At 70.8% G+C, this 12128-nt stretch carries 9 protein-coding genes; 5 read left to right on the top strand and 4 right to left on the bottom strand.

Annotated features, from left to right (window positions below):
* Positions 1-35 precede the first annotated feature (35 nt).
* The 4 genes from BCF44_RS24955 to BCF44_RS24940 all read left to right on the top strand — a co-directional run bounded on the left by BCF44_RS24955 (position 36) and on the right by BCF44_RS24940 (position 5779).
* Complete coding sequence (locus BCF44_RS24955; protein WP_246015516.1) at positions 36-1034, top strand: LLM class flavin-dependent oxidoreductase; 999 nt, start codon at positions 36-38, stop codon at positions 1032-1034.
* 83 nt (positions 1035-1117) lie between these two features.
* Positions 1118-2767: an NAD(P)/FAD-dependent oxidoreductase gene (locus tag BCF44_RS24950; RefSeq protein WP_170217723.1), complete on the top strand. Its 1650-nt coding sequence runs from the start codon at positions 1118-1120 to the stop codon at positions 2765-2767.
* A complete protein-coding gene (locus BCF44_RS24945; protein ID WP_116176770.1) occupies positions 2764-4239 on the top strand; it encodes a hypothetical protein in 1476 nt (491 codons plus the stop codon). The genes BCF44_RS24950 and BCF44_RS24945 overlap by 4 nt, the downstream gene beginning before the upstream one ends.
* Positions 4240-4738: 499 nt before the next feature.
* The gene (locus tag BCF44_RS24940; protein WP_116176769.1) at positions 4739-5779 is read left to right on the top strand and encodes an ArsR/SmtB family transcription factor; all 1041 of its coding nucleotides are present in this window, start codon (positions 4739-4741) and stop codon (positions 5777-5779) included.
* Between the two features lie 311 nt (positions 5780-6090).
* On the opposite strand, the gene BCF44_RS24935 is transcribed toward BCF44_RS24940, so the two are convergent.
* A complete protein-coding gene (locus tag BCF44_RS24935; protein ID WP_116176768.1) occupies positions 6091-7032 on the bottom strand; it encodes a hypothetical protein in 942 nt (313 codons plus the stop codon).
* 264 nt (positions 7033-7296) lie between these two features.
* Between BCF44_RS24935 and BCF44_RS24930 the strand changes: the two genes are divergently transcribed.
* A complete protein-coding gene (locus BCF44_RS24930) occupies positions 7297-7590 on the top strand; it encodes a hypothetical protein (RefSeq protein ID WP_116176902.1) in 294 nt (97 codons plus the stop codon).
* Between the two features lie 6 nt (positions 7591-7596).
* On the opposite strand, the gene BCF44_RS24925 is transcribed toward BCF44_RS24930, so the two are convergent.
* From BCF44_RS24925 to BCF44_RS24915, 3 genes are read right to left on the bottom strand one after another with little or no spacing between them, the layout of a single operon-like run.
* Positions 7597-9738, bottom strand: a complete 2142-nt coding sequence (locus BCF44_RS24925) for a serine/threonine-protein kinase (protein WP_116176767.1) — start codon at positions 9736-9738, stop codon at positions 7597-7599.
* Positions 9739-9741: 3 nt separating this feature from the next.
* On the bottom strand, positions 9742-10713 hold the full coding sequence (locus BCF44_RS24920) for a glutamate ABC transporter substrate-binding protein (RefSeq protein ID WP_170217722.1): 972 nt from the start codon (positions 10711-10713) through the stop codon (positions 9742-9744).
* Positions 10710-12035, bottom strand: a complete 1326-nt coding sequence (locus BCF44_RS24915; protein ID WP_116176766.1) for a hypothetical protein — start codon at positions 12033-12035, stop codon at positions 10710-10712. Before BCF44_RS24915 ends, BCF44_RS24920 begins: the two co-directional genes overlap by 4 nt.
* Positions 12036-12128: the final 93 nt, after the last annotated feature.

Here is a 12128-nt window from a genome sequence, read left to right as displayed (position 1 = left end):
GATTACCCCGCGGTAGGGCGGCGTTGCACGTTGACGTGACCGACGTGCCTCTCTCCGTGCTCGACCTCGCCCCCGTGTCGCAGGGCTCGACCAGCGCCCAGGCGCTCCAGAACACCCTCGACCTGGCCCGCCACGCCGAACGCCTCGGCTATCACCGGTACTGGCTGGCCGAGCACCACAACATGCCGGGCATCGCCAGCTCGGCGCCGGCGGTGCTGATCGGCCAGGTGGCCGCGGCGACGAGCACGATCCGGGTCGGCTCCGGCGGCGTCATGCTGCCCAACCACCCGCCGCTGGTGGTGGCCGAGCAGTTCGGCACGCTGGAGGCGTTCCACCCCGGCCGCATCGACCTGGGCATCGGCCGCGCGCCCGGCACCGACGGCGTCACCGCGCAGGCGCTGCGCCGCAGCACCGCGCCGCTGTCCGCGGACGACTTCCCGCAGCAGCTGGCCGAGCTGCTGCACTACTTCGAGCAGCCGACGGCCGACCAGAAGGTCATCGCCGTGAACGCGCCCGGCAACCAGCCTCCGCTGTGGCTGCTGGGGTCGTCCGGCTACAGCGCGCAGGTGGCCGGTCTGATGGGCATTCCGTTCGCGTTCGCCCACCACTTCAGCGCCGAGAACACCCTGCCGGCGCTCGCCCTCTACCGCGACGCCTTCCGGCCGTCGGCCGTGCTGGACAAGCCGTACGCGATGGTCGCCGCCGCGGTCGTCGCCGCCGATGACGACGAGCACGCCCGGTACCTGGCCGGGCCGAGCGGGCTGTCGTTCCTGCGGCTGCGCAGCGGCAAGCCGGGGCTCTTCCCGTCGCCGGAGGAGGCGGCCGCCTACGAGTACAGCGACCTGGAGCGGTTGTTCATCGAGGACCGGGCCCGGTCGATGATCATCGGCGGCCCGGACACGGTGGCGAAGGGCGTCGAGGAGCTGCTGGAGAAGACCCAGGCCGACGAGCTGATGGTCACCACCATGCTGCACGACCACAACGACCGGCTGCGCTCTTACGAATTGCTGACAAAAGCCGTTCGCGGTTCGTAAGCGCCGATCGGATTGCCCCGCCCCCCGACAGCGCGATGGGATTGAACTTCCAGAAGTCCTTTCGCGTAATCCCGGGGGTGCGCATGACGCTCGGATGGGGCGCGGTCGCCGGGCTGGTGGCCGCGCTGCCGGTCGGCGTGCTGATGGCCACGCAGCACATGGTGGCGGGATTCCCCGGCTGGCTCACGTTCGTCGCATATGCGCTGGTCATCGGCGTGGTGCTGGGGGCCGTCGCGCGCGGCGCGCGGCAGGGCCTGGCGATGACCGCCTCGGCCGGCGTCCTGCTCGGCACCCTCGGCTGGCTCGTGTACTCGCTGACGGTGGAGCCGCTGGTGCACGGCCAGCTGCCGACCTGGTCGGCGGCGTCCGCCGCGCGCACGTATCCGGAGCTCGTCGGCGACATCCTGCACGGCGGGCTCACCGGATTCCTGCTGCATTTCCTGGCCGGCGCCTGGGCGTTGAAGGAACGCGTCCGACAGTGGCCCGAGCAGCGCGCGCGGATTGTCGTGGTGGGCGGCGGGTTCGCCGGCGTGAGCGCCGCGCAGCGGTTCGAGAAGCTGGTGCTGCGCGGGGCGAAGCTCGATGTGACGCTGGTCAGCGACTCCAACTTCCTGCTGTTCACGCCGATGCTCGCGGAGGTCGCGTCCGGGGCCCTGGAGCCGGCGCACATCAGCGCCCCGATCCGCTCCGCCGCCGCGCACACCACTTTCCTCTACGGCCGCGTCGACCGGATCGATCCGGCGGTGCGCGAGGTCGTGCTGGATTCCGGGGAATCCCTGCGCTACGACCATCTCGTGCTCGCCGTCGGCTCCGTGCCGCACACGTTCGGGCTGCCCGGCATCGACGAGCACTCGTTCCCGTTGAAGAATCTCGCCGACGCCATCGAGCTGCGCAACCACGTGCTGCTCATGCTGGAGGCCGCCGACCGGGAGACCGATCCGCGCACCCGCCGCGAGCTGCTGACGTTTGTCGTGGCCGGCGCGGGATTCGCCGGCACCGAGACCGTCGCCGAGCTGTTCGACCTCGTGCACGGCGTGTCGCACTACTACCCCGGGATCGCCCCCGACGAGCCGCGGTTCGTGCTGGTGCACGCCGGCGAGCGGATCCTGCCCGAGCTGGGGCCAGAGCTCGCGGCGTATTCGATGGAACGCCTGGCGGCGCGGGGAATCGAGCACCGGCTGAACATGCGGGTCACCGAGGCCGCCGAGGACCTGGTGCGGTTGGGGAACGACGAGCTGATCCCCACCCGCACGTTCGTGTGGACCGCCGGCAACAAGCCCACGCCGCTGATCCCCGACCTCGCCACCGACACCTCGCTGCGGGCCATCGGGTTGGAGGACGTGTGGGCCGTCGGCGACTGCGCGCGGATCCCCGATCCGTTGCGGGAAGGCGAGTTCTACCCGCCCACCGCGCAACATGCTCTCCGCCAGGGCAAGGCCGTCGCCGACAACGTCGCTCTCGTTGTCGCCGGCCGTTCGCCGCTGGAGTTCCGGTTCCGGACCGTGGGCGTGCTGGTGGCGTTGGGGCATCGGACCGCCGCCGCCGAGATCCGGGGCCGGCGGTTCGCCGGGCTCGTGGCGTGGCTGCTGTGGCGGGGGATCTACCTGTCCAAGCTGCCTGGAGTGGAGAAGCGACTGCGGGTGCTGTTCGACTGGACGCTGGATCTGGTGTTCCCCCGGGACATCGTGGTCACGTCGGCCGCGCCGCGCCGCTCGAAGGTGAGGGCACGATGAGCGAGCTCGACGCGCCGGCCACTGGTATCAGTGAAGAGAAGGCTGGCAGCCCCGTTCCGGCTCCGGCCGAGGCCGACCCGGTCGCGCCGATCCCGGCCGGGTCGATGCGGGCCCGCGACGCCATGATCTCCGGCGCGCTGGCCGGGCTCGCCGGCGGCGCGGCTTTCGGCGCCACCATGGCGATCCAGGGCCAGCTGGCCACCGCCGCCTCCATCGTGCACACCGACAACGTGGTCGTGGGTCTGGCCGTGCACATGGTGATCGCCACGATCCTCGGCGCCGGATTCGGGCTGCTGCTGATGGCCCGGCAGCGGCCGCGAGCCGGCGAGACCGTGTTCTGGGGCCTGATCTACGGCGCGTTCTGGTGGTTCCTCGGCCCGCAAACCTTGTTGCCGCTGCTGCTCGGCAAGCCGGTTGCCTGGAACCTTGCCGGCGCGCAGGCGTTGCTCCCCAGTCTGATGGGGCATCTGCTGTACGGGGCCGTCACCGGCATCGCGTTCGTTGTGCTCCAGCAGGACACGGATCCGTTGTGGCACCGGCCGTCCCGCTCCGAGATCCTGCGCGGGCTGGTCGCCGGTCTGGCCATCGGGCTGGCGCTCGGTCTGCCGTGGGAGGGGCTCATCGCCGGCGCCGGCTACGCGCTGCTGTTCTCGCCGGAAAGCACCGGGCCCGCCCTCATCCGCGGCACCGTCTACGGTTTCGCGTGGTGGGTCTTCGCCGCGCTGACGGTGGAACCGTTGCTGTTCGACGTAACCCTCGACTGGTCGCAGAAGTCCGCCGCCGCGGATGCCCACCTCATGCCGGCGTACGTGCTGCTCGGGGCCGGCGTCGCGGTGCTGTACACATGGCTCGGGCTGCTGGCGAAGGTGCTGTTCACCGACGACATCCGGCTCGTGCGCGCCGACGCCGCCGGCCGGCGCGGGCTGCTGGCGCTCGGCTACGGCGCCCTGTCCGGCCTCGCCGGCGGCCTGGTGTTCACCGTGGTGATGGTCGCCGTCGGCGAATTCCCTCTGGTGGCAAGGATGATCGGCTCCCAGTCCCCCGTCGCCGGGTTCGTCGTGCACATGGTGATCGCCCAGATCCTCGGCGTCTCCTACGCCGTGCTGTTCCGCCGCCGCAGCTTCGACCTGACGTCCGGCATCGGCTGGGGCCTGTCGTACGGCTTCTTCTGGTGGGTGCTGGGCAATCTGACCCTGCTGCCGCTGTTCACCGGCACCCCCACCGACTGGAGCGCCGCCGGCATCGCCGCCGGATTCCCTTCCCTCGTCGGACATCTCGCCTACGGCGCGGCGCTGGGCGCCGTCTACCACCGGCTCGAGGCGCGCGCCAACCCGTGGTGGCAGACCCGCAGCAAGGCCGCCGCCGAACGCGCCGTCGCCCGCCGCGACCAGATCCGCGGCGCCGCCCCCGCCATGTGGGTCTTCACGGTGTTGATCGCCCTGATCATCCCCCTCCTCGTGGGCGCCTCTTGATGTCACATGCTGTCCCCCAGGGCCTGGCACCCCCGCGGTAGAAACAACCCGCAAAGCTCCGCTTTGACGAGGCCCGTCAAGCATTCGAGGGGTTGTTCTCGGTTCGACCTCGAACTGCCGAGAGGTCTTCGGAGAAGATTCCGAATTCCTGCCGTCGGCAGCAGCCCACCATCGAGTGTGATGCGATCGAGTGATTCGACCGGGAAGCGATGAGTGAATCCGAACGGAGTAAGCCCGAATCTCGCATGCGCTTCCTGGCTGGGCTTCTGCGGGTCCGACGAACTCCGGCACCGACGGAACCTTGATTCCGCGGCATTGCCCCGTCGGCATGGCCACAATGCGTCACTGTCGTGTCCGATTTCGACGACCCGCTTGACACGTCGGGATTAGCGATAGCAGCGCGCCGTTGCGCCGATCGGCGGTCCACAGCATTGAACGAGGTGGAAGGCTATTGAACGAGAGGGAAAACTCTTTGGCCACACCGCGACATGGGGTCGAGATGACACTGCGGTTGCATTTCACCGCCGACGATCTGGCGCGTACCCGAATCGCCACCCATCCGCACCCGACCTGGGAACTGGTTCTCAGCCTGGATGCCCTGCGCCACCGCCACGTCCCGTCCAGGCACGCGCTGTGGCGAACGCCGGCGCTGGAGCGCCTGAACCGCACCCCGCCCAGCCGCCGACACCTCGCCGTGCTGACCGAGCTGAAACCGTTGCACGGCCCCTTCCCGGACTTCCTCACGCCGTACCAGGACACCGACGACTTCACCGCCGTGCTGGACACCGTGCTCAGCACCCCGGCCAGGCGGCTGGCCATCGAGCTGACGTCGCCCTTTCTCGACCGAACGCCGTCGGCCGAGATCGGCCGGCTCGCCGCCGGCGATCTCGACGCGGTGCGCGCGCTGCGGGACGCGATGTCCTGGTACCACGACCTGGTCCTGGCCCCGCACTGGTCCGGCATCGACCGGGCGGTCCGCAACGACCGAACCGTGCGGACCCAGGACATCGCGGCCACAGGTGTCGAGGGACTGCTCAACAACCTGTCGGGCTGCTTTCGATGGGCCCCACCCGTCCTGCACGCCGACTTTCCCCATGACCGCGAGATCCAGTTGCGCGGGCGCGGCGTGACGTTCATCCCCTCGTACTTCTGCTGGGGCACTCCGGTGCCCTTCGTCGACCCCGAACTCCCCCCGGTGCTGGTCTACCCCATCACCGACGCCTCCGTCAGGGCCGACGATCCGACCGCGCTGGCCAGCCTCCTCGGCGGCACCCGAGCACAGGTCCTGTGTGCACTGCGCGTGCCGCGCTCCACCACCGACCTGGCCAGGTGCATTCACGCCTCACCTGCCGCCGCCAGCAAGCACGCCACCGTGCTGCGCCAGGCCGGCCTCATCTGCAGCGTCCGGCGCGGCAACGTCGTACGTCACGTCGTGACCCCTCTGGGCGAACAACTGCTGGACACCTGCCACCAACAGATCACCAACGGCACGCTGTTCCGCCCGGCCTCCGGGGACCGGCGGTGGCTGTCGGGGGCGTGACCGCGCGTCCGCGCCACACGGCTCAGGAACTGACATCCAGCCCGCGCGGGTCCTGCCGCCTTGCCGGGTGACCGCTTCTCGCCAACGAGTTTTCCATCTCGTTCAACGTTGTCGACCACCGATCGGCCACGCGCCAGTCTGTTGTGGTCGGTCCCGGTGGCAGCGGGGAGCACCGGGGCCGGCGCACCTGACGGCGTGTCACTTCTGACATGCCTGTCGCGCGTCTGGTTCCGGTGCATCCGGGGGGTGCCGGAACCAGACGTGACAGAAGTTCATGTTCGTTGGTTGGAGTGCGCTCCCGACGACATCGCTCATCGCGGCGGCCGCCGTGACTCGGCCGCGGTGACAAGCAGCAGGCCTGCCCGCAGAGCGCTGCGAACTTCCTGCAGGTACCAGGTGGTGGACCAGGTCCTGCCGCGAGCCTCCGGCGGTGTGCCGACCGTTTCGACGCTCAGCTGATGCGGTAGACCCAACACTCGAACGGCATCGAAGTGTTGGTACAGCGCATACAGGTGCGTTGTCACCACCAGCAGTCGCGTTTTCGGGGGGAACATCAGTGTGCGGGCAGCCTGCTCGTAGGTGTCGGCGGTGTTCGCGGCCCGCCGCTCGGGCTGGCTGCTGAGGGCAGCGAACACGTGCAGCTCTGGTTTGCCGACCCGCCACGCGTGCAGCTGTGCCAGGCGTGGCGTCGCTGTCCGATCGCCGTCCACCTGGATCGTCCACGCCCGTTCGGACCGGAACTCCCGCGTGGCCAACTCCAGCAGCAGGTCCACTTCGGTGGTAGCGCTCGTCGCGAACCGGGTGGTCGCCGTGAGTTCGTCCGTCCGCAGGTCACGGAACGAGCCGAGCATGCAGACGCCGGCAGTCTCGATGGCGCCCTCCACCAGGAGCCTGACCAGGTACATGGTTCGCCGGCGGCATCCTGCTGCCAGGCCACCGAGCACGAGCACCCAGTCGTAGCGGCTTTCCTGTGGTGGCGCCGGGTCGCGGAGGCCGAGCTGCTCGACCGCAGCCATGGCGCGCTCACGGTCGAAGTCGGCGTCGTCCTGGATGTCCAGCCGGCCGGCGCCCCGACGTTGGTCCCACACGGCGGAGAACTCGACCAATGCCCGCAGAATCTCCGGCAGTTCTCCCGCCGGCCAGCTGCCGCCGAACTGCTCGACCAAGGCGCGCAGCGCCGGGTTGCCGATGAACTCGCGCACCCGGCCGATCGGGTCGTCGCCCGGCGCAAACGTGAGCGGCTGGGACGCCATAGCCGAGTCCTCTCCTCTCGTCCGACAAGGATGCGGCTTGCCGCGTGAGCGTGGCGCAGCCGCGCGGCCCGCGCTACGGCCTGACGGGTGTTTCGCGGTCGCCCCGTTGCCGGTCCACTTGTGGCCGCCGAGTTTTCCGCCTGGTTCAAGGTCGTCGACTCGGATCGGGCACAACAGCATTCTGGTGTCGCTGATTCCGGAGACGATCTCCGGCAGCACAGCGGAAAACGTGTCGATCCGAGGAGCCGAACCGTGTCCACCACCATGCCGGCGCGTGTGAGCATCTCTCGACGTGAGTTGGCGATGCTCCACGCCGTCGCCGCCGGCCGCGCCGAGACCACCGGCAGCCGCGAACCCGACCTGTTCATCGACGGTCTGGCCTGCTGCGACCAGAGCGCCGCCCGCCACCTCGCGCATGCCGGCCTCGTACGCGCCACCGGCCCCGCGACGGCGGCACAGCGCGTTCCTGCCGAACTCACCACTCCCGGCCGCGTCCTGATCGCCACCCTGGCGAGCAGCCCGACCGGCAGCCCGCCGCGTGCGACGGCGCAGAGGTGACGCTCGCTAGCGCACGGTGCGGGGGCGGACGGCGTTGGCGCGATCGACGAGAGCGACCCGTTCCGTCACCGAGCTGGCCAGCCGGGCCAACGTCCGGTAGCACTCCTCCAGCCCGAACCGCAGCCCGCGCTCGGTGAGCTCCACCCCCAGCACGGTGCTCACGCCGTGGTCGCCGCCGGGCTTGCCGGCGAGCACCCAGTCGAAGGCGGTGCCCAGCACGTCGGCGGCGAGCTTGGTGCGCTTCTGCACGTCCAGCACGAGCCGGTCCAGCCGGTTGCCCGCCTCGACGAGGTCGGCGACGGTGAGCTCGGCCGGCCGCCGGTCGCGGATCCGGACCTTCAGCGCCCCGATCTGCGCGGACAGGTACTGGCTGGAGCTGTCGGGCACGGAGTCGAGGATCTCCACGGCCCACGACCGGTGCCCCTGCGCGAGCCGCGTCCGGGCCAGCCCGAAGGCGGCGCTGACGTAGCCGTGGTCGGTCCGCCACACCAGCTCGTAGTACCGCGCGGCGGCGCCGTGATCGCCGCACAGTTCGGCGCTGACGGCCAAGGCCAGCTTGGCTGCGGGCTCGCCGGGCAGGATGTCGTAGACGGCGTCGAAGGCGACCTTGGCTTCCTTCGGCTTGGTCTGCGCGATCGCGACGAGCCCCCGGTACCAGCTGACCCGCCAGTCCCCCGGCACGTCCTCGGCCGCATCGTCCAACGCGGACGTCGCCGCCGACAGGTCCTCCAGGTCGATCAGCGCCCGGGCCCGCCGCAGCAGCACCTCGGGCGTCACCGTCGGGGCGTTGTCCAGGCTCTGGATCATCGCCACGGGATCGACACCGGTGACGGTGGCGAGGAAGCCGGCGGACGGGTCGCCGGCGTCGACCTGTGGCACGGGCAGCCCGACGGCGACCTCGTGCGGCTCGGGGGCCAGCAGCTCGTCACGGGGCCCGAACGGCCGGCGCTCGGTGCTGAACATGCGGGACAGCCGAGGCGGCGGCTGCTCGCCGCCCAGCGCCACGACCTCACGCAGCACGCCCACCAGCTGCTCGGCCATGTCTTCGGCGGAGTGGAACCGCTGCTCGGGCTGGTCGTGCGTGGCGCGCAGCAGGAACCGGTGGTAGGACTCGAAGATCTCGAACAGCGGCACCTCGTCCGGCCCCGGCAGCGAGTGCTTGCGCGTGCTGCGGTACTCCGGGAACTCGAAGCTCAGCACGGCCATCATCCGGCCGACGGTGTACAGGTCGGACGCGATGGACGGTCCGCGCCGGCCCAGCTCGGGCGCGCTGTAGCCGGCGGTGAAGAACAGCGGGCTCTCGTAGTCGTCCATCCGCCGCACGGCCCCGAGATCCAGCAGCTTGAGCTGCTCGTCGGTCTGGATCACGTTGTCCGGCTTGAGATCGCAGTACAGCAGGCCGATGCCGTGCAGATACCCCAGCGCGGGCAGGATCTCCAGCCCGTAGGCGAGCACCTGCGGCAGCGGCATCGGCTCGATCCGGCGGTCCGGCCGCCGCCGGGCCAGGGCCAGCTCGCGCAGCGAGTTGCCGCCGACGTACTCCATCACGATGTAGCCGATCATCGTGCCGGTCACCGGATCGGGATGCTGCACGAAGTTGTAGATCCGCACGATGTTCGGGTGCTCGACCTCGGCCAGGAACCGGCGCTCGGCCACCGCGGCGGCCATCGCGGCCGGGTCGCCGGTGTCGATCAGGCCCTTGAGCACCACCCAGCGGTCGTTCACGTTGTGGTCGCGGGCCAGGTAGATCCAGCCGAGGCCGCCGTACGCGAGGCAGCCCAGCACCTCGTACTGGCCGCCGAGCACCTCGCCCGGCCGCAGTTTGGGCACGAACGAGAACGGCGTCCCGCAGCGCGGGCACACCCCCTCGGTCAGGCCGGGCACGCCGTCGTCGCCGCGCCCGACGCGGGACCCGCAGTGCGAGCAGAACCGCTTGTTCTCCGCCACCACCGGGTCGTCCAGCACCGCGGTCGCCGGGTCCCGGTACGGCACCCGCGGCACCTCCACCAGCCCGGCGCCCAGGCCGCCGCGGCCGATGGACGGCCCGGTGAAGGGTCTGGAGCCCTGGCTGGACGGCCGCCACACCTCGTCGGTGTGCCCGGTCGGCGCCAGCCCGGCGGCGGTGGGATCCCACTGTTCGGTCGGCATGGCTCAGTCCTGATAACGCGCGGTCGGCGGCTGGGGCACCGGGCCGAGCCGGTCGCCCAGCCAGTGCTTGTAGTCGGCGGTCCAGGTGCCGTCGGCGCGGATCTTCTCCAGCACGGCGTTGATGAACCGGACGAAGTCGGTGTCGGTCCTGGGCACCGCCAGCCCGTACGGCTCGGCGGCGAAGGTCGGCCCCACCACCTTGGTGTACGGGTCCTGGGCGGCCAGCCCGGCCAGGATGGTGTCGTCGGTGGACGTGGCGTCGACCTGCCCCTGCTGCATCAGCACCAGGCAGTCGGTCCAGTTGTCCACGGACACCAGCTGTGGATGCGAGGACACCTCGGCCAGCGCCTCCAGCGAGGTGGATCCCTTGGTGGCGCACACCTTCTTGCCGGCCAGGCCGCCGATGTCGGCGACGGTGGAGTTGCTGTCGACCAGCACCCGCTGCCCGGCCGAGAAGTACACGGTGGAGAAGGCGACCTGCTGGGCCCGCGCGCAGTCGATGGTGAAGGTGCGGGCCACGATGTCGACCTGCCCCTGTTGCAGCGCCGGGATCCGGTCGGCGGAGGTGATCGCCTTGAACTGGATCCGGTTCGGGTCGCCGAACAGCGCCTCCGACACGGCGTGCAGCATGTCGATGTCGAAGCCCTCGACCTGGCCGCTGACCGGGTCGCGGAAGCCCATCGGGTAGGTGTTCTGGTCGACGCCGGCGATCAGCCGGCCGCGCTGGACGATCCGGTCCATGGTGGAGTTCGTCGGCATCTGGCCGGGCGGCGGCAGCGGGCCGCTCGGGCGCAGGCTGGCCGTGGCGTCGCAGGAGGTGTCCGGCGCGCTGCTGGTCGTCGGCGCGGGCGAGCCGGCGACGCCGGGCGGCTGCGGCATGGCCGCCGAGGGCGAGCTGTCCCGCGGCACGGCCAGGCCTGATCCACACCCCGCCAGCGCCAACGCCAGCGCGGTGACCAGGACCGCCGCCTTCACCAGTACTCCCTCAACCGTTCCCAGATCCCGAGACCCGAGGCTACGCCGATCACGACCGCGAGGACGATCAAGCCGGGCCGCAGCAGCGTCAGCGACGCGTCGGCCGCCGAGGCCTCCTGGTTGAACGCGGCGCGGGCGCTGTCCAATGCGGACACCAGGTTCTTGTCCAGGTCGGCGAACAGGGTGCCGCTGCTGCTGGCGCTCGTGCCGATGCTGTCCTGCACGGCCTGGCCGTACTGACCGGCGTTGTCGGCGTCACGGATGCGGCGGTGCACGGTCAGCCACGCCTGCTGCGCCTGGATCGCGTTGTCCAGCATCGACCGCACGGCCGGGTCCTTGGTCATCGCCCGCGCCTGCCCGAGCAGGCCCTCGTTTCCGTCGCGGCCGCCGAGCCGGTTGGCCGCCGTCAGATAGTCGGTCTGGTAGCTCTGGCCGTTGCCGCGCACGACCAGCGTCAGCGTCTCGTCCGCCCGCGCCTGCACGGCCGCGAACCGGGCCTGCACCAGCACCGCGACCTGGTCGGAACCGTCCCGTTCGGCGCTGTCCAGGTGCAGCGTCACCGCGGTCATCGCGGCCGACGTCCACAGCAGTGCGACCGCCGCCGCCACGCTGGCCACCAGCAGGCCGGTGTTGATCAGGCGATTGGTCGTGCGCAGCAGGTGCCACTGCACGGCGAACAGCAGCCCGAAGGTGATCAGCAGCAGCACCACTTCCCCGATCGGGAAGGTCGTCGCCGTGTCCTGCTCCGCGGTGAGCCGGGCGTTCTCCGCCTTGTACAGCTGCTCGGCGGCCGGCAGCAGTGTGGACCGCATCAGGCCGGACGCCTCGCGCAGATAGGCCGCGCCGACCGGGAAACCCTGCCGGTTGTTGGCGCGGGCGGTCTCCACCAGTCCGGTGTAGATCGGCAGCTGGCTGGACAAGGTCTCCAGCGGATTGCCGGCGGTCTGGGTGCCGGCCTCCAGCGTCAGCGCGGAGGTCGCCTGCGCGATGTCGGCCAGGTACTGCTGCCGGGTCGCCGCCGGCTCGATGCCGCCGGCCAGAAAGGCGCTCGACGCCGTGGCGTCCGCGTCCTGGAGCGCGCGGTAGATGTCCTGGGCCGCCACGCTCAGCGGCTCCGCGCTGGTGGCCAGGTCGCGGACCTCGTCGCTCTTGCCCTGCACGCCGGTCGAGGTGACCAGGCCGACCACGATGGACAGCAACACCAGCCCGGCGGCGATGCCGGTCAGCCGACCGGGCGTGGACCGTCCGAACTTGCGCGCGAAGCGCCAGAGCCGCACGGGCGCGCGGGGCACCGCGGCCGCTCGGGTGATCACACCGGCCATCGGCGATCACCCCTTCCCGCTCCGCATGTTGACTATCGATCGTGTGGTCCGCTCGCGCTACCCGAATCGCTGGACGGGCCCCACATGTCTGCC

The sequence above is a fragment of the Kutzneria buriramensis genome (genome assembly GCF_003387475.1).
GTDB classification, from domain to species: Bacteria; Actinomycetota; Actinomycetes; order Mycobacteriales; family Pseudonocardiaceae; genus Kutzneria; species Kutzneria buriramensis.
The sequence above is the reverse complement of the archived record's forward strand: the minus strand, read 5'-3'. Positions and strand labels throughout refer to the sequence as shown.